We start from the raw sequence: 18,275 nt of genomic DNA, 5'->3' as shown, positions 1-18,275 counted from the left end.
CGGTCCGCTGTCGGTTAAAGGGCCCGCTGGGGGTGTCCCGACGGTATCCGCAACCGTTTTATCAGACCGAACGTTCGTTCGACACATGACCGAACGTTCGTTCGGTGCCTCGGGAGGTGGTGTCCAGTGCAGGTAAGCGATCTCGCAGACGCGATCGTCGATCGCCGTCGGCTGGTGATCGTCCTCTTTCTGGTCCTCACGGCGGGGATGATCGCCGGCGCGATGCAGGTCGAGCAGCAGTCCTCGCTCGACGGCTTCCAGACGGACTCAGCGGAGTCCCGCGCGCTCGATCGGATCCAGGAGCGCTACGACCGGACCGGCGAGAACGTGACGACGGCGCAGGTCGTGGTCGAGCGCGAGGACGCCCTCAGTAAAGCGGGGCTCCTCGAGACGCTCCGCTACCAGCGCGCGATCGCCGAGGACGAGACGATCGGACCGACGCTCGCGACCGACCGGCGGCCGACGACGAGCGTCGCATCCACGATCGCGACGGCGGCGATCAGACAGGAGCAAGGATCGCAGACGAGCGGGATCGCAGCGAACGGCTCCGGTGGCGCGGCTGGTGCCAGCGAACCGCCGTCGCTCGACGCTCAGATCGCCCAGATCGAGTCCATGGACGAGGCCGACATCGACGCGACGATCCAGAGCGTGCTCACCGCGGACCGTCCGGAGCTGTTGATGCTCCTGCCCGCGGACTACGCGGTCGGCGACACGTCGGCCGACGCCTCGATGGTTCTCGTTCGCCAGGACACCCGCGGGGAGTACGTCTCGATCGACACCGCTCCCGACCACCTGATCGAGAGTCAGGGGGCGATGGCCGACCTCGGGGCGAACCGTGCCGGTGCCGACTACCACGTCTTCGGCGTTGGGATCACGGCCGACGAGTTCAGCAAGTCCCTGAACGAGAGCCTCGCGATCGTCGGACCGTTCGCCTTGCTGTTCGTGCTAGTCGTGCTCGCAATTGCTTACCGCGATCTGGTCGACGTGGTGCTCGGGCTCGCGGGGATCGGCCTCGTGCTGGTGTGGACCTTCGGCTTCATGGGCTGGGCAGGGATCGCGTTCAACCAGATCTTCGTCGCGGTGCCCGTGCTCCTGATCGGACTCTCGATCGACTACGCGATCCACGTGTTCATGCGATCGCGGGAGGCCCGATCCACGGACTCCGATCCGGACGGCGGCCGAGCGAACGGCGTTCCCTCCATCGACGCCGCGATGAAGGCCGGTCTCGCTGGCGTTGGCCTCGCGCTCGTGCTCGTGACCGTGACGACCGCGGTCGGCTTCCTCTCGAACGTCGTCAGCCCGATCACGCCGATCGCGCAGTTCGGGATCGTCAACGCGGCGGGAATCGTCGCCGCGCTGTTCGTATTCACGCTGTTCGTTCCAGCAGTCAAGGTCGAGATCGACGGCTGGCTCGAGGCTCGCGGCCGCGATCGTAGCGCGTCGGCGTTCGGATCGAGCGGCCGGCTCAATGGGGTGTTGCGGGGCGCTGGGACGGTCGCTCGGCGGGCGCCCGCGATCGTGCTCGTGCTCGCCCTTCTCTTGAGTCTCGGCGGCGCCTACGGCGCCACGCAGATCGATTCGAGCTTCGAGAGCCGGGACTTCCTCGCCGACGATCCGCCGGGGTGGACAGAGTCCCTCCCCGACTCGATGCAGCCCAGCGAGTACAGCGCCGTTGAGTCAATGAACGTCCTCGAGAGCCAGTTCGTCCGCCAGGATCTCGACGCGCAGGTGCTCGTCGAAGGAGCGGTCACTGATCCGGCGACGCTGGAGCGCGTGGACGTCGCGTCCCGCACCCTCGCCGGTGCGGAATCGACCGCTCGGCTTCCGGACGGTCGCGCGGCGATCACGACCCCCACGACAACGATGGCCCGCGTCGCCGCGGAGAACGAGTCGTTCAACGCGACGCTGGCGGCCAGCGACACAAATGGTGACGGGGTCCCTGACCGGAACGTCGCGGCGGTGTACGATGCGCTCTACGCGGCGAACCCCGCCGCGGCGTCGGCTGTCGTCGACCGTACCGATGACGGTGAGTATCGCTCCCTCCGGCTCACCGTGCTCGCCGGCGGAACCGACGAGACGACGGCGCTCGTGGAGAATGTTCGCGACGCCGCGTCGCGGATCGAAACGCAGGGCGGTGGTAGCGCCGACTCCGCCGCCGTCCAGGCCACCGCCACCGGCCAGCGGACGGTGTTGACCCAGCAGGTCGCATCGGATATCCTCGACACGGTGCTCTGGAGCCTCGTCGTCACCCTCGCCGCCGTCGGGGTACTCCTGATCGCTTCCTACCGCGTCACCGCGGGACGCGGGACGCTCGGGCTCGTGGCGATGGCGCCGATTCTGATGGCGCTGTCCTGGGTGCTGGGGACGATGTGGCTGCTGGGGATGCCCTTCAACTCCATGACGGGGATGATCACCAGCCTCACGATCGGCATCGGCGTCGCCTACTCCATCCACGTCACCGAGCGGTACAATCAGGAACTCGAAACCCGCGATAGCGTCGCTGGCGCGCTGCAGGCGACGGTCACCGGGACCGGCGGGGCGCTGCTGGGTAGCGCTGCGACCACGGCCGGCGGGTTCGGCGTCCTCACGTTCGCCTTCCTGCCGGTCCTCCAGCAGTTCGGAACCATCACCGCCACGTCGATCGGCTTCGCGTTCCTCGCGAGCGTCGCGGTGTTGCCGAGTCTGCTGGTCCTCTGGACGCGGTTCCTCGGTCCGGAGTGGGCCCGTTCCGAGCTCGCCGCAGACGCACCGGGCGGCCGCGGCCACTCCGAGCCCGATCTCGGCGACGACTGAGTCACTCACACTGTCGCCATCCGCTCGGTCATCCGTTCGGGCCCCACAACGTTGCGCAACGGCGCCGCTTTCTGCCGTAAGAGATCCAGACACAGCAGCCGCTGGCCGATTTGCCGCGCGAGAACGTGAACCGGGCGTGCGTCGCCCGCCGCGGTCGGGTCCTCAGATGAGGTCCTGGTCTTTCAGCTGCTCGAGGACGTCGTCGACGAAGGCCTCGGGACTGTCGTAGGGGAAGTCCCCGCCGCCGAGCTTGGTGTTGAGCTCCATCGCCGTCATCGAGAAGTCGCCCGACTCGAAGCTCGTCGACGGACCGTTGGGGAGCGCCGGAACGAGGTCCATCGGGCTGGAGATCGGGTAGTCTGCGCCTTCGAATGCCTCGATCATCTGCTCTCGGAGTTCGGCTTCGTCTGCCATGCACTCACGTAGTGATGGCCGAGACAATAAACTTTGCCTTGATTGGAAGTTGACTCGGGCCGAACGCGAGCGGTTCGGATCGCCTGGCGCGACAGGTCGTACTCCAACCGCTTCCGAGACGACCGACTCCACGACTGTCTCACCCACTGACTCCAGCGCGATCGATTCCAGACGGGATGGTCTCAGCCGTCAAGCCACTCGTCGGCGGCCGCTGGGTCCGTCAGCGGCCGGGAGCAGGTGAACCCGCGGCACACGTAGGCGGTCGGACCCTCGGCGAACCCAGTCGAATCGCCAGACTGCGAACCTCCGTCGCCGGCCTCCCGCCCCGCCCAGATCGGCGGCGCCTCGTCCAAATCGAGCCGATCGAGCCACGCCGCGAGTCCCTCCGCCGTCGCCGGCCGTGGCGCGAGCAGCCGCCGTGGCAGGTACCGATCGGCGAGCCAGGAGCGCCAGGCGTCCGATAGGCCCACGGCCCCATCGGGAGAGCCGTTCAGGGTGGACGACTCGCCAGACGCGCCAAGTCCGTCGATCGCGAGCGTCACCTCGGTCGACCCGGCGCGAGCGCGCTCCGCTGCGAGCGCGAGCGAGGGATGCTCCAGCGGGCGCTTCTCGAGTCTGCTTTCGTGCGTGGCGAGCACCGCCCGTGCGACCTCGTCGAAGCGGTCGTCCGTCCGGAACGCGTCGAGAGCGAGCAGCAGGTCAGTGCCGACCGCCAGACTCGACGGCGTCGACTGGTCGCGGGGCTCCTGCGGGCGAGCGATCAGGTCCTCGCCGCCTGCGGGCGTGGTGTACAGCGTTTCGCTCGTCTCGTCGTAGAACTGACCGACGATCCGCTCACCGAGATCGAGCGCGAACGCGAGCGCGTCGACGTCGCCCGTGGCCTCGTAACACGCGAGAGCGCCGCGGCCGAGGAATGCGTAGTCTTCGAGATATCCGCGGCCCTGGACGTCTACGGAGCTGCTTTCTTCTGCGTCTCCGCCCCCAGCGTCACCGGGTACGTACCGTCGCGCGAGTTGCTCGCCGTCCCAGAGCTGCGTCCTCACGGCGTCGAGTGCCGTGCTCGCTCGCTTCACGAGCTCGTCGTCTTCGAGGACGATCGATCCGGCTGCCAGCGCACGGATCGCAAGCCCGTTCCACGCAGCGATGACCTTGTCGTCGCGGCGCGGACGCGGTCGGGATTCGCGGACGCGCCGGAGCGTCTCGCGGGCGTCGTCGAGTCGCTTGCGGACGGTCGCCGGTGCGAGGTCGTACGTTTCCGCGAGGGTCTCGATCGACGTGTCGATCGTCAGGACGGTGGCGCCTTCGAAGTTCCCGCGGTCGGTGATTCCGTAGCGATCGCAGACGAGCTCGGAGAGTTCCGGATCGTCGAGCGCGTCGGCGACCTCTGCCGGCGTCCAGACGTAGAACTCGCCCTCCTCGTGCTCGCCAGGCTCGCCGTCGGCCGTTCGGTTCGTCGGCACCGCGCTTCGCGCGTCGAGGGTCGCGGAAATGGAGCCGTCCGGATGCGCCAGCTCGCGGTCGAGAAACGCGAAGGTCTCGCGGGCTACCGTTGCGTACCGGTCGTGGCCCGTGAGCTGGTGGCCCGCGAGGAGGGAGCGCGGGAGCTCCGCGTTGTCGTACAGCATCTTCTCGAAGTGGGGGACCGTCCAGTCTCGGTCGGTACAGTAGCGGTGGAACCCGCCGCCGACGTGGTCGTAGAGGCCGCCGTCGACCATCGCCGCGAGGGCGGCGTTCGCGACCGCGTGGAACTCCGAGGCTGTTCCCTCGTCGTCCGCGTTGCCGTTCTCGCTATCGCCGCTTCCGTCGCCTGCGCCAGCGTCGCCGCTCCCTTCGCTCGTACCAGCGTCGGCAGCACCACCGCTCGGGTCGCCCGCGCCAGCGTCGAACAGCGCTTCGATCCGTGCGGGCTGGGGAAACTTCGGGCCCTGTCCCCAGCCGCCGTGTTCGCGGTCGGCGTTCCGGAGCGCCGCGCTCGCCGCTCGCTCGACCGGGCTGGGGCCCGTCTCCGCTGCCGCTCCGTCGCCGACGGCGGCGTCTGGCTCTGCGCCCGCGCCCTGTGCTGCCGACGGTTCCTCGCCAGTTTCCTCCAGTTCCCCACGGATCCGGGTCGTGACGGTCGCTGCGCGCTGCTCGAACTCCGCGCGCTCCTCGGGATCGGCCCAGGAGTCGGCGACGTCGTCGAGCAGGTCGAGAAAGCCCGGCATCCCCTGGCGTGACTCCCGCGGGAAGTAGGTCCCGACGTAGAATGGCTCGCCCTCGGGCGTGAGCCACGCGGAGAGAGGCCAGCCACCGCGGCCCGACATCATCTGGCAGGCGGTCTGGTAGACCGAGTCGAGATCGGGGCGCTCCTCGCGATCGACCTTGATCGGGACGAAGTTCTCGTTGAGGGCCTCGGCGACGGCGGGATCCTCGAAGCTCTCCTCTTCCATGACGTGACACCAGTGGCAGGCGGCGTAGCCCACCGAGAGGAAGATCGGGACGTCTCGCTCGCGGGCAGCCTCGAGCGCGGCGTCGTCCCACGGCTGCCAGTTGACGGGGTTGTCGGCGTGTTGCTGGAGGTAGGGGCTCGCCTCGCTTTCGAGGCGGTTTCGATCGGTCGGTCCGCTCATGTCTCGGGCTGGGGGAGTGAGCCCTAAAGCACCGGCGCTCCCGGTGGGCGAGCGGCAGCGACTTCCCGCTGGCACCCCACCGATTCTGTATGCGCGTACAGGCCAGACTCCGACTCCTCCGGATCGCGGGGCTGGTCCTGACGGTCCCGATCGCGTTCTTGCTGTTCACCGTCGCGGTCTCGGTCGACGCCGGCGTGATCGTCGGTCTCCTGATCGTGTTCGTACCGCTCGGGTGTTACGCGGCGGGAGTCGCGCTCCTGGTGTACGGACTCGACGGCCGGTCGGACGGCGAGTCGCTGTCCGATGCTGTCTGAAGCTGCTGCAGCTCCCTGGTGACTGTGGTAGCCAGGAAACCGGTGAGAATCGATAGCGGTCAGCTATCGCCGTCGCTTCCGCTATCCGGATCGAGGATCTCCTCGAATTCGGCGCGCTCCTCGTCGGTCGGTCCCTTTTCCTCGTCGTCGCCACTCCCGCCAGAGGAACTGGAGCTACGGCTGCGCCGACGCCGGTGTTCGGGCTCTTCGGCGTCACGGCGACTGAGGAACTTCGGCCGACCGACTGCCTCCCTGGAGTCGTCCGGGCGCGTGTCGATGTCGTAGCCACCGAGCGCGCCGGGCATCCCCTCCTTCTCGTGGGGCTCGGGCTCGTCGGGGCGGTCGCTGGGATCGAGCTGCGTCGTCTCGGCGACGACCTGCTCCCACACCTCGTTGGCGTCGTCGTCAGGCTCGGGATCGACGCGATCCGCCTTGTCCCGGCCCTCGTGATAGGCCAGCTCGACGAAGCTTCGGTCGTAGTTCGACTCGACCTCGTCGCTGATCTTGTCGAGCTCGCCGGGGTAATGCTCGCCCATTCGTGCGGCGACGCCGAGTGCGAACGCGCGGCGGACGGCCTCCTCGCGGTCGTCGATCGACGTCCAGTCCGTCCCGAAGCGATCTTCGTACATCGCTTAGGTGTGTGTCTCGGTCATTGGCGTCACTGTGTCAGGGTTGGCTCTCCCATCAGTCACCGATCGTCGCGCTGGGATCGACGCGCAGGCCGCGATCGCTGAAGCGGGCTGCGTGAATGTTGCTGTCGATCTTGGTCCCGCGCATCTTGATGATCTGGACGCCCCGCTGCATGCCGCCCTCTTCCAGATAGTTGTGCATGAAGAAGACGCCGTGGGCGAGGTAGTGCTCGTCCGAGTAGGAGGTCGGGTCGGTCATCTCGGAGATGACGAGCGCCGTCGCGTCCGCCCGCTTGAGCGCCGTCAGGAACTTGATGAAGTCGTCGAGGTCGTCCGAGAAGTAGTACTCGAGCAACATCGCCGAGTCGATGACCAGCCGGTCGATATCCTTGTTCTCGATGAAGGAGACGATCTGGTTGGTCATGTTCTCGACGTTGTCCGGGAAATCGCCGCCCGAACGCGAGGAGGGCGCGAGCAAGCGCTTGGCCTCGCTCTCGAACACGTTGAGGAACTTCACTCGGCCGGAGCTGACGGCCTTGTCGAACCCGAACTCGTAGTTCGACATGTCCTCGACCAGCTCTTTTTTCGTCTCGTGTAGGGAGAGGAACAGCGACGTCTGCCCGTCGATGGCCCCCTTGGTGACGAACTGCGACGCGAACGTCGTCTTTCCGCTGCCGGGCGGTCCGCTGACGATGTACAGCCGGTCCGTCAGCAACCCGCCATCGACGAGTTCGTCGAACCCGGGGACCCCTGTTGCAACGCGCATCGTTACGCAGGAGGGAGCGGACCGGACAAGAGTGTTCTGGCAGTTCGCGTCCTGGGCCCGAACGGGACCACCGTACTGTCCGTCCCGGAACCCACCAAACCTGAGGTCGCAGCCCAGATCGAGCCAGGACCGCAGCCCAGTTTACTCTATTACGAATTGCAGTAGTTTAATGCTCCTGCCCGCCGTTTGCTCCGATGATGCCCGACATCACGGTGTCAGACTCGCTGTACAGCCAGCTCGACCAGGCCGCCGAAGAGGACCTCGAAGCGGCACTCTGGGAGATGGTGTACCTCCACCGGCGCGGCAACGATCCCTCCGAGTGACGACGGCGGGATGACGGCGCGACGCGTCGTGGATGCCCGTCTCTACCGTCCAGATCAACGGCGACTACGTCGACGACTAGTCCCCCGGACGCTCGCCCGGTTCCGCTCCGCCTCGGCCCACCCCCGATCCCCTGCACCCGTTCCGCTCAGGTCCCCCAGGCCGTTCCGCACAGATTCCACCTCACCGCCGCGCTTGCGTCGCCCCCACGCTCGGGTCAGCCCCACCCCGCGGCGCTTTTGCCACCTGACCGAGTAGTCCAGGTGTGGCCGAGGATACGCCTGTCGACGGACGTCCCGGGTCGCTCGCCCTGCACGCTCGCTACGAGGGCGACGACGACCCCAAGAAGTGTACCGCGCGCCGCCTCGAACGCGAGGGCGCGCTCACGCTCCACCGGAACGACCGCGAGACGCCCTACGGAATAGTGCTGAACCCACACGCCGAGCAGGCGCTCTCGCCCGCCGACCGCGACGCGGCGAACCGGCTCGTCGCGCTGGATTGCTCCTGGGAGACCGCCGAGTCCGCCCAGTTCTCGATCGCCGGCGAACACCGGGCGCTGCCCTTCCTCGTCGCGGCGAACCCGGTGAACTTCGGAAAGCCGTTTCAGCTCACGACCGCGGAAGCGCTGGCTGGAGGGCTCGCGATCCTCGGCGAGCGAGCGGCCGCGGAGGAGCTGCTCGCCTGTTTCTCCTGGGGGCAGGCCTTCATCGATATGAACGACGAGCCGCTCCGACGGTACGCGGCGTGTGCGGACTCTGCCGAGGTCGTCGCCGTACAGGAGGAGTATCTGGCGGATCCCGACGAAGAATCGTAGACCGACAGTTCGGACCACTTCGGCAAGACACACCATTGCGGTTGGGTCCGGACAGTTCGGACCATACGTCCGGACCCACACCACTGCAATTGGATCCAGACCTGTTCCGCTACACTTCGCCAGCCGTACGGCTGGTCGCGGGCACTGTGACTCGCCTCCGGACGCCGGTCCGGCCTCCGGTGTTGCTTAGTACCCCTCGCTCGAACCACCGGCCGTGTTCGGAACGAGTGGCGTCCGCGGCCCGTTCGGCACGGACGTGACGGCAGAGCTCGCGCTGTCGATCGGCCGCGCAGTCGCGGCCGAGGACGCCGATCGGATCGTGATCGGCCGGGATCCCAGAACGACCGGCGATCTCCTCGCGGACGCGGCCGCCGCGGGCGCTCGCGAGTGCGGCGCGGACGTGATTGACCTCGGCATCGCTGCGACGCCGACGATCGCGCGGAGCGTCGCCTGGCAGGACGCCGACGTCGGAATCGCGGTGACGGCGTCGCACAACCCGCCGGAAGACAACGGGATCAAGCTCTGGCAGCGGTCGGGACAGGCCTTCGACGAGGAGCGCCGCGAGCGAATCGCCGAGCGCGTTCGGGCTGACGACGCCACGGCGGCTGCGTGGGACGCGGTCGGAGGTCGCTCGGCGTGGGACGGCGCGGCCGAGCGCCACGTCGCTGCCATCGAGAACGCTGTCCTGGGGCAGGAGACCGCCGCTGGAGCCGACAGTACCGGCCCACTCGCAAATCTCGACGTCGTCGTCGACGTCGGTAACGGGGCCGGCGGTCTGACGGTCCAGGCCCTCCGTGAGCTGGGCTGTTCGGTCGAGGCGCTCAACGAGGGGCCCGACGGACGGTTCCCGAGCCGCCCCAGCGAGCCCACTGCGGAGACGCTCTCGACGCTTCGCTCCGTCGTTGCAGCGACGGACGCGGATCTCGGCGTCGCCCACGACGGCGATGCAGATCGAATGATGGCCGTCGACGAGACCGGGAACTTCGTCGGCGGCGACGCGCTCCTCGCGCTGTTCGCCGTGGATGCGGTGCGCAGCGCAGACGAGGCCGGCAGACAGGCCGGGACGGAGCCGCGCGTTGCGGCGCCCGTCAACACCAGCCTTGCCGTCGACGATGCCCTCGCTGAAGCGGGGGCCGCGGTCGTCAGGACGCGCGTCGGCGACGTCTTCGTCGCCGAACGGGCCAGCGAGCCCGACGTCGTCTTCGGCGGTGAGCCCAGCGGTGCCTGGATCTGGCCCGACGCGACGCTCTGCCCGGACGGGCCGTTGGCAGCCTGCCGGCTCGCGGCGATGGTCGCCGAAAACGGGCCGCTCTCGGCGCTGGTCGACGATCTCGATTCGTATCCGATCCGGCGGGACAGTGAGGAGGTCGCGGAGAAAGCGGCGACGATGGAGCGCATCGAGGCGGCCGCAGCCGACACGTTCGACGACGTGAACGACATCGACGGCGTCAGGGTGACGACCGACGACGGCTGGCTCCTGCTTCGTGCGAGCGGCACCCAGCCACTGATCCGATTGACTGCGGAAGCCCGCGAGCCGGCCCGCGCCGACGATCTTCTCGAGACCGGGCACGAGCTACTCGACGACGCGCTCGCGGACTGATTGGGCTGCGGCCGCGACCGGGGCGATAGCCCGATCGCTGGGACGAGATCCGCACCGCGGAGCCGAACCGTTTTACGGCGACCCACGAATACGCTCTTCCATGGATGCCGTCATCGTCGCCGCGGGCAAGGGAACGCGAATGCGCCCGCTGACCGACGAACGACCGAAACCCCTGCTTCCGGTCGGCACGACGACGCTGCTCGAACGAACGATGGGACAGTGCTCGCCCCACGTCGATCGGTTCGTGCTGGTCGTGGGCTACCGAGGCGACGCAATCCGCGAAGCGATCGGGGATACCTTCGACGGAGCGCCCGTCGAGTACGTCGAGCAGCGCCAGCGCAAGGGAACGGCCCACGCCGTCGGCCGTGCAGCCGACGTCGTCGACGATCGGTTCATCGTCTGCAACGGCGATCTCGTGCTCGACGACGCCCTGTTCGAACGGCTCGCTGCGACCGAGGGCCACGCGTTGACGGTGACGACGGTGCCGAATCCGACGGAGTACGGCGTCGTCGACGTTGACTGGGACGCAGCGAGCACGGGTACTGCCCGCGTCGAGGGGATCGTCGAGAAACCCGACGACCCGCCATCGGATCTCGGCAACGTCGGCGTCTACGCCTTCGAGCCGTCGATCTTCGACGCAATCGATCGCACGACGGAGAGCCCCCGTGGCGAGTTCGAGATCACCGACTCCATCGAGTTGCTCCTCGACGACGGCGCGGAGATCGCCGCCGTGGAGTACGACGGCACCTGGCTCGATGTCGGTCGGCCCTGGGACCTCCTCACCGCGACCGAGACGGTGCTTGGAGAGCTGGACGGCGACAGTTCTTCAGAACAGCTGATCGATGGCACCGTCGAGGACGGCGCGGATCTCCACGGCCCGGTCGTCGTCGAAAACGGTGCCCGCGTTCGTTCGGGTGCCTACGTCGAGGGGCCTGTCGTGATCCGTTCCGGTGCGGACGTCGGTCCGAACGCGTACGTCCGCGGTGCCACGGTGCTCGGTCCGGACGTCCGCGTCGGCAACGGGGTCGAGGTCAAGAACTCGGTGCTGATGGCCGGCGCCCACGCTGCGCACCTCTCCTACGTCGGCGACTCCGTGCTCGGCCGAGACGTGAACTTCGGTGCGGGGACCGTCGTCGCGAATTTGCGACACGACGACGCCAACGTCAGGATGCGCGTCAAGGGCGAGGCCGTCGATACCGGTCGCCGGAAGCTCGGGGTGGTGCTCGGTGATGGCGCGAAGACCGGGATCGACACGAGTCTGAACGCCGGTGTGGTGCTCGGAACGGGCGCCGCGACGGAGCCTGGAGAGACGGTGCGCCGGGATCGCGGACGGGAGTGAGTTCAGTCGCGAAATACTGGCTCATTGTTGTTCCATGATCGGTCGTACGTGCCGATATCGCTAGAACTAGTCGTCCGGTGTGACGCGGCGACCAGGGAGATCCGGCTCGCGCTCCTCGATGGCACGGATCTCTTCGCCGTTCTGAAAGGCGTACACCAGCGCGGCGTGGACTTCGGCGGCCGAAATGTCGAGCCGCTGGCGATAGCATTGGGATCCTCGTCGCCCACGACGTAACGTTGGTAGACGGGAAAGACGCCGATTCGCGTCCCGTCGATGCGTGGGTCGCCGCCAAGAACACCCTCGGTATTGACGATTCGTGGCACGTCGACGTCTGATGGCGTCCCGGAGCCCGTCATAGGCAATCGTTGTTCGTCTCGACACATAGGTTGCGCCGGACTCTCAGGGGCCCCTCGACCAGCACGCTTATTTCATTGGTCTGCGTACCAATGGCCGAGGATGGCCTCGGTGACCGGTGATGACCTGGATGGCGTGAGTGAGGGGAGAAAGTACCCCGACGGGGACCGTCGTCCGCGTGTTCTGCATGCGGACAGATCGTGAGGCGTACCCGTCTGGATGGGCCTACAAACTCCACTACGGTGACACGGAGCCGGATCTGCCCCGCACACTCGAAGACGGCACGATTCGCAGGTACGACAACTCACATGAGGACACCAAAGGGCACGAACTGCACGTCGCACCGGATCCCGAACCAACCAACGTCACGTTCCCCGGGATGGTCGAACTCTGGGAACGGTTCTGGAGCGAAATTCCGAAATTGGAATTCGAGGTCAACTGAAGCCACCCCACCACGGTGATACCATGACTGATTCAACGCCACCGCTGCACCCGATGGAGCGTGAACAGCTCCGGGGCGAATCCACCCTCGTCGTAACCGTCACCAGTTCTAGTGAATTTTATGACGACGTACTCACTGGCATCAAGGATCTCGAACGTGGCAGCGAGGCCGATTCCACGCCGACGCTCTCGTTCACTAGCTACGATGACCTCATGGAGACGCTGACGCCACGCGTCCTCGATCTCATCAAAGCTATCCGGCGAGAGGAACCATCCAGTATCAACGAGACCGCACGGGTCGTCGATAGAGACGTCAAGAACGTCCACGAGGAACTCAGTCGACTCGCCCAGCTAGGCATCATCTTCTTCGAGGAGGACGGCCAGAGCAAGCGCCCTGTCGTCTGGTTCGACGAACTGGTCATCAACCTCCCGTTCGATCCGGATGCTGGCGACACGGCGGCCTCCGCGCCATGACCAACGGTTGTCGTTTCGACGCCTCCTTCTGCGGGATCGACCGAATGGCTGGATGATCTGACACATTCCGAGGTCGAACCCACTCTTCTGGGCTGGGTGTGAGCGACAGCAGCCCCGAACGGCCACCGGTCGACGGTGTATTCAAGTGTGCGCCAGCGATACGAACTGGCATGACTGACGAGACGACGGCAGTGATCCTCGCCGCTGGCGAGGGCCGTCGGCTGGAGCCACTGACGAACCGGCGACCGAAGCCGATGCTTCCGATCGCGGATCGCCCCCTGCTCGAGTACGTGCTCGAGGCCGTCGCGGACGCGGGCATCGACCGCGTCGTCTTCGTGGTCGGGTACGAGCGCGACCGCATCCAGACCCACTTCGGCGATGGCGACGACTGGGGCGTCGAGATCGAATACGCGGTCCAGGAGACCCAGCTCGGCACCGGCCACGCCGTGCTCCAGGCCGAGCCGTTCGTCGACGGTCCATTCCTCGTGCTCAACGGCGACCGGATCATCGAGCCCTCTGCCGTCGAGTCGGTTCGCAGGACGCTCGGCGAGAGCGGTGAGGGATCCGGCAGCGACGAGATTGCGATGGCGGTGTCACGCTCGCCGACCCCCGCAGAGTACGGCGTCGTCACCGTCGAGAACGATCTGGTCGTCGATCTGATCGAGAAGCCCGAGCGCGAGCCACCGTCGGAGCTGATCAACGCCGGCGTCTACGGGTTCACGCCGGACGTCTTCGAGGCGATCCGGGCGACGCCGACCGGCGCGGACGGCGAGCAGTCGATCACCGCGGCGATCGCCGGGGCGATCGACGACGGTGCGGTTCGGGCCGTTCGTTACGACGGACTCTGGCTCGACGTCACGCACCTCTGGGACCTGCTATCTGTTACGGGCCGGATGCTCGACCGATCCGGCGGCGGCATCGAGGGATCCGTCGCGGAGAGCGCGACCGTCGCCCAGGCTGCTCACCTCGCTGCCGGCGCTCGGGTCGGACCGAACGCGACAGTCGGACGGGGCGCGACGATCGCCGACAACGCGAGCATCGGCGCGAACGCCGTCGTCGAGCGATCGGTGATCTTCCCGGACGCGACGATCGGTCCGGGCGCGGTCGTCCGTGACTGCGTCGTCGGCGCCAATGCGACCGTCGGTGCGAACGCGACGGTCCCAGGTGGCGACGCGACGGTGATCGTCGAGGGGAACGTTCACGAGGACGTTCGGCTCGGCGGCGTCGTCGGCGACAACGCACACGTCGGGGGTGGTGCGGTGCTTGCGCCCGGTGCGATCCTCTACGACGAGGTCGACGTTGCGCCCGGCGCGAGCGCGAGCGGGACGGTCGAGCAGGGAACGCAGATCCGGAGGGGGTAGCATGTGTGGAATCGTCGGCTACAACGGCGCGCAGCGCGCTCTCCCACTGGTCACCGAGGGGCTCCAGAACCTGGAGTACAGGGGCTACGACTCGGCTGGCGTCGCGCTCTCGAATGGAACACTGGACGTCTACAAGCGCTCCGGTGAGGTCTCGGCGCTGCTGGACGCGCTCCCCGAGTCCGCCGACCAGTACCGCGGAATCGGCCACACGCGCTGGTCGACCCACGGTCCGCCGACGGACGCGAACGCGCATCCCCACACGGATTGCACCGGGGACGTCGCGGTCGTCCACAACGGCATCGTCGAGAACTACGACGAACTCAAATCGGAGTTGGAAGCGGCCGGCCACGCGTTCACGAGCGAGACCGACACCGAGGTCGTTCCGCATCTGATCGAGACGGCATTGGCCGATGGGAAGTCGCCGAAGGCGGCCGTCCAGTGGGCGGTCGGCCGACTCGAGGGGAGCTTCGCGGTCGTCGTGACGATGGCGGGCGTCGACGCGCTGTTCGCCACTCGGCAGGACAGCCCGCTCGTCGTCGGGTACGGCGACGACGGCGCATTCGTTGCGAGCGACGTGACGGCGTTCCTGGAGCACACCCGCGACGTGACCTATCTGGCGGACGGCGACCTGGCGATCCTCGGTGCGAGCGACGGCCAGACCGCCGGCGACGTTCGGATCGAGCGCGACGGCGAGCCCATCGAGCCCGAGCGGGAGACGCTCGAGTGGGAAGCCGACGCCGCGGAGAAGGGCGGCTACGACCACTACATGCTCAAGGAGATCCACGAGCAGCCCTCCGCGCTCCGACAGGCGCTCTCCGGACGCGTTGACCCCGACGCGGGGACCGTCGACCTCGACCTCGAACTGCCCGCCGAGTACGTCGGCTCGCTCGAGGAGGTCCAGTTCGTCGCTGCGGGGACGTCGAACTACGCCGCACGGTACGCCGCCGAGCTGGTCGAGGAGCTGGCCGACGTCCGCGCGACGGTCGAGATCGCCAGCGAGTACGAGTTCGACGGCGGCCGGGACCCCTGGCGCACGCTCGTCGTTGCGGTGACCCAGAGCGGCGAGACCGCGGACACGCTCGCGGCGATCCGAAAGGCGAGCCGTGCGGGCGCGCGAACGATGGCGGTGACGAACACGCTGGGGAGCACCGTCACGCGGGAGGTCGACGACAGCCTGTTCATTCGTGCCGGCCCCGAGATCGGCGTCGCTGCGACCAAGACGTTCTGCTCACAGGTCGCGACGATGACCATGCTCTCCGTGGCGCTGGGCCGCCAGCGCGGGACGCTCTCCTCCGATCGCGCGAGCGAGGTGCTCTCGGATCTGCGCGGGCTCCCCGGCGCCGTTCAGCAGGTGCTCGATCGCACGGACGACGTCGAGGAGGTCGCGCTGGAGCTGGCGGATTCGGACGCGTTCTTCTTCGTGGGGCGCTGGCTCGGTCACCCGGTGGCGCTGGAGGGGGCGCTCAAGCTGAAGGAGATCTCCTACGACCATGCCGAAGGGTTCGCCGCGGGCGAGCTGAAACACGGGCCACTCGCGCTCGTGACGCCCGAGACGCCGGTCTTGGCCGTGCTAACCGAGGGATCGCGACCCGAGCAGACGCTGAACAACGTCAAGGAGGCGCAGGCGCGCGAAGCGCCGGTGATCGGCGCTTCGTCGGGTGACGGGGCGGGACAGTATCTCGACGTCGAGTGGCCGGTGCCCGACGCCGGACTGCTCGAACCGCTGATCACCAACGTCTACTGGCAGCTGTTCGCATACTACGTGGCCGACTCGAAGGATCGGTCGATCGACAAGCCACGGAACCTCGCAAAGAGCGTGACGGTGGAGTAGGGCGCGCGTCTTTTTCGACGACGGTCGCTCGTCGGTGCTGTCGATGAGCGCGAGATCAGCGAGAACGGCAGGTCAGTCGTCCGCAGCGGCGCGTCGCTCGGAGAGGTGCTCCCAGATCTCCGTGCAGCCGGCGCCTGCGTCGACGTCTGCGAGGTGGTCGTCATCGGAGGGCTCCTCGCGGTCGGCGTCCGAGTTACTCATTGTGTGAGTCACTCCTCTTTGGGAACCGTAATAAGTCCTGTGGGTGGCGGCGGAGACGAGCCCGAACGTGCGGTATCGGCCTCAGTACGGCCCGAAACGGTGGAATTCCGCGACCGCCGGTGTCCGCGAAACACCGGAACCGATCCGTTCAAACGGCTGTAGAGATTCCGCCGCGGTAGATGCATCGCGACCGGATCCGGCGTGCGGTCAGGGAAAACCCCTGGCTCGCCGGCGTGCTCGCCGTCGCCGCAGTGCTTCTCTATCTCGGCATCTGGCGCGTCGAGCCCTACCAGTTCATCCCGGACGAGATCGCAGCGACGACCCAGCCGCTGACGATCGCCCAGGAGCCCTACGGGATGACCGAGTTCAAGAAGGGCGGGAATCTCCACATCTGGCTGCTCGTCGTCGCCTATCTCGTCGTCCTGCTTCCGATCGGCGCGTACTGGTTCGTCACCGGCCAGATCGACGCGGTACTCGCCGAGGCCGAGCGCGTCTCGCAGTACACCGCCGGCGGCCAGTGGGCCGCGGCGAACCAGCAGCTACTCGACACCTACCACCTGCTGGTGACGTCGGGCCGCTTCGTCTCCGCGACCGCCGGGCTCCTCACGGTGCTCGGCGTCGGGCTGCTCGCGCGGCGACTCGGCGGGCGTCCGGCTGGCGTGCTCGCCCCCGCGACGCTCTCGGTCACACTCGGTTTCGTCCTGACGGCGAAGTACGCGACGGAGGACGTGGTCGTGGCCTGTTTCGTGATCTGGACCTTCCTGCTGCTCGCGTATCACTACGACACCGGCGAAGACCGATTCATGCTCTACGGCGCCGCGGCGACGGGACTCGCGATCTCGACGAAGGCGACCGCGGGCGTTCTCGTATTCGTCGTCGCGATCCTGGCCTTCCGACGGTACGAACCACGGGAACTGCTGACCCAGGATGCCCTCCGCGACCTCGTTCGGTATCCCGCGCTCGCGATCGCGACGTACGTGGCGACGACGCCGTCACTGCTCGTCCGTCCCGACCGCTACGCCGCGGAGATCGGCCGTTACTTCGTCGTCAAGTCCGGCGGTGCGACCTTCTACGCGGCCAACGAGCCGGGCTGGATCGCCCACCTCGGTCATCTCGTCACCGCGCTGGGCGTGCCGCTGCTGGCGCTCTCGATCCTCGCGACGGTCGGCGTCGGTCTACTCGCCGTCACGGACCGAATCAGTCGGTTCACGCTCTATCCGCTCGGGTTCGCGGTCACCTTCTTCCTCGTCGATTCGTTCACCTCGAGTACGCAGTACAACCGCATTCTGCTGATCGTGCCGCTCCTCGCCCTGTTCGTCGGGCTCGTCGGTGGCTGGGCGATCGACGCGGAGCGTCGTCCGTCGGTGCGTCGCGTTGCGGGACCGGTGCTGGCGATCGTCCTCCTGCTCTCCCTCTTTTACACCGCCAGCGGCGCGGTCGCCTGGAGCACGTCTCGCGGCGATGCCTCCAAGTGGACCCACGCGAACATCGACGATGGCGAGCAGGTCACGCTGCTCACGAAACCGACCTACCTCCCCTCGATGCCCGATGGCGCGAACGTCACGCAGGCCTCGATCGACCCGCTCTACGACAGACACACCGCCGAGCGCAAGGAGCGCGTCCTCGAACGCGTGCGCTGTCACCGGACCGATTACCTCGTGCTCTCGAGTTTCCACTACGAGCGCTACTTCGAGGATCCCGTCGTCTCGCCGAACCGGACCGCGTTCTACCGGTCCCTGCTCGGCGGCGAGGCCGGCTACGAGGTCGTCGCCGAGTTCGGTCCGAGCGATCCGAATCTCCAGCGCGACGCAGAAGCGAATTTCGAGCGCGCACTTCGGCTCGAACCGCCGTCACGGAACACGAACAACCCCAGAATCGTCGTCATGCAACCGACGGTGCCAGCCGGCGACGGGGAGCATTGCGGGGCGTAACTGCAACGACGACCGACGCGACGACGGGGTAGAGGGAACCACAGTGTGGAGCGGCCACGCTACGATCCCGCGCTCGCCGACCA

15 protein-coding genes and 1 pseudogene are annotated in these 18,275 nt (G+C 67.5%); 11 read left to right on the top strand and 5 right to left on the bottom strand.

Translation table 11 applies throughout. From position 1 onward, the window contains the following. Window positions 1-126: 126 nt before the first annotated feature. On the top strand, window positions 127-2,793 hold the full coding sequence (locus tag MXF70_RS01660) for an efflux RND transporter permease subunit (RefSeq protein WP_248516851.1): 2,667 nt from the start codon (window positions 127-129) through the stop codon (window positions 2,791-2,793). A gap of 162 nt (window positions 2,794-2,955) precedes the next feature. Here MXF70_RS01660 and MXF70_RS01655 read toward each other — a convergent pair whose 3' ends face one another. After that, window positions 2,956-3,207, bottom strand: a complete 252-nt coding sequence (locus MXF70_RS01655) for an MTH865 family protein (protein ID WP_248516850.1) — start codon at window positions 3,205-3,207, stop codon at window positions 2,956-2,958. A gap of 182 nt (window positions 3,208-3,389) precedes the next feature. Continuing rightward, the gene (locus tag MXF70_RS01650) at window positions 3,390-5,816 is read right to left on the bottom strand and encodes a thioredoxin domain-containing protein (protein WP_248516849.1); all 2,427 of its coding nucleotides are present in this window, start codon (window positions 5,814-5,816) and stop codon (window positions 3,390-3,392) included. Between the two features lie 89 nt (window positions 5,817-5,905). Between MXF70_RS01650 and MXF70_RS01645 the strand changes: the two genes are divergently transcribed. Next, window positions 5,906-6,130: a hypothetical protein gene (locus MXF70_RS01645; protein WP_248516848.1), complete on the top strand. Its 225-nt coding sequence runs from the start codon at window positions 5,906-5,908 to the stop codon at window positions 6,128-6,130. Between the two features lie 59 nt (window positions 6,131-6,189). Here the strand turns inward: MXF70_RS01645 and MXF70_RS01640 are convergent, their stop codons facing one another. Together MXF70_RS01640 and MXF70_RS01635 are read right to left on the bottom strand one after the other, a co-directional pair. After that, complete coding sequence (locus MXF70_RS01640) at window positions 6,190-6,759, bottom strand: DUF8057 family protein (protein ID WP_248516847.1); 570 nt, start codon at window positions 6,757-6,759, stop codon at window positions 6,190-6,192. 55 nt (window positions 6,760-6,814) lie between these two features. After that, window positions 6,815-7,525, bottom strand: coding sequence for an RAD55 family ATPase (locus tag MXF70_RS01635; RefSeq protein ID WP_248516846.1), 711 nt, complete (start codon window positions 7,523-7,525; stop codon window positions 6,815-6,817). A 194-nt stretch (window positions 7,526-7,719) separates the two neighbouring features. Here MXF70_RS01635 and MXF70_RS15180 point away from each other — a divergent pair, with 194 nt between their 5' ends. From MXF70_RS15180 to glmS, 8 genes and pseudogenes are all read left to right on the top strand, one after another. Beyond that, window positions 7,720-7,848 (top strand): DUF8556 family small protein, encoded by a 129-nt coding sequence (locus MXF70_RS15180; RefSeq protein WP_259370381.1) that lies wholly within the window; start codon window positions 7,720-7,722, stop codon window positions 7,846-7,848. A gap of 263 nt (window positions 7,849-8,111) precedes the next feature. Continuing rightward, window positions 8,112-8,660: a DUF367 family protein gene (locus MXF70_RS01630; protein ID WP_248516845.1), complete on the top strand. Its 549-nt coding sequence runs from the start codon at window positions 8,112-8,114 to the stop codon at window positions 8,658-8,660. Between the two features lie 214 nt (window positions 8,661-8,874). Next, complete coding sequence (glmM, locus tag MXF70_RS01625; protein ID WP_248516844.1) at window positions 8,875-10,260, top strand: phosphoglucosamine mutase; 1,386 nt, start codon at window positions 8,875-8,877, stop codon at window positions 10,258-10,260. A 100-nt stretch (window positions 10,261-10,360) separates the two neighbouring features. Continuing rightward, window positions 10,361-11,599 (top strand): bifunctional sugar-1-phosphate nucleotidylyltransferase/acetyltransferase, encoded by a 1,239-nt coding sequence (glmU, locus tag MXF70_RS01620; RefSeq protein WP_248516843.1) that lies wholly within the window; start codon window positions 10,361-10,363, stop codon window positions 11,597-11,599. 456 nt (window positions 11,600-12,055) lie between these two features. Next, window positions 12,056-12,395, top strand: a pseudogene (locus MXF70_RS01615) (toxin-antitoxin system TumE family protein). Window positions 12,396-12,418: 23 nt separating this feature from the next. Continuing rightward, window positions 12,419-12,868 carry an HVO_A0114 family putative DNA-binding protein gene (locus MXF70_RS01610; protein ID WP_248516841.1) on the top strand — a complete coding sequence of 150 codons (450 nt, stop codon included), beginning with the start codon at window positions 12,419-12,421 and terminating at the stop codon, window positions 12,866-12,868. Window positions 12,869-13,038: 170 nt separating this feature from the next. Continuing rightward, window positions 13,039-14,229: a sugar phosphate nucleotidyltransferase gene (locus tag MXF70_RS01605; protein WP_248516840.1), complete on the top strand. Its 1,191-nt coding sequence runs from the start codon at window positions 13,039-13,041 to the stop codon at window positions 14,227-14,229. A 1-nt stretch (window position 14,230) separates the two neighbouring features. Beyond that, complete coding sequence (gene glmS / locus MXF70_RS01600; RefSeq protein WP_248516839.1) at window positions 14,231-16,060, top strand: glutamine--fructose-6-phosphate transaminase (isomerizing); 1,830 nt, start codon at window positions 14,231-14,233, stop codon at window positions 16,058-16,060. 72 nt (window positions 16,061-16,132) lie between these two features. Here the strand turns inward: glmS and MXF70_RS15175 are convergent, their stop codons facing one another. Next, window positions 16,133-16,261 carry a DUF8595 family protein gene (locus tag MXF70_RS15175; protein ID WP_259370380.1) on the bottom strand — a complete coding sequence of 43 codons (129 nt, stop codon included), beginning with the start codon at window positions 16,259-16,261 and terminating at the stop codon, window positions 16,133-16,135. Between the two features lie 179 nt (window positions 16,262-16,440). Between MXF70_RS15175 and MXF70_RS01595 the strand changes: the two genes are divergently transcribed. Then, window positions 16,441-18,192 carry an ArnT family glycosyltransferase gene (locus tag MXF70_RS01595; RefSeq protein ID WP_248516838.1) on the top strand — a complete coding sequence of 584 codons (1,752 nt, stop codon included), beginning with the start codon at window positions 16,441-16,443 and terminating at the stop codon, window positions 18,190-18,192. The last annotated feature ends 83 nt before the right edge of the window (window positions 18,193-18,275 follow it).

Origin of the sequence: Salinarchaeum laminariae (genome assembly GCF_023204835.1) — an archaeon.
GTDB lineage: Archaea > Halobacteriota > Halobacteria > Halobacteriales > Salinarchaeaceae > Salinarchaeum > Salinarchaeum laminariae.
Note: the sequence above shows the minus strand (reverse complement) of the source record. Positions and strands in the feature narration are given on the sequence as shown.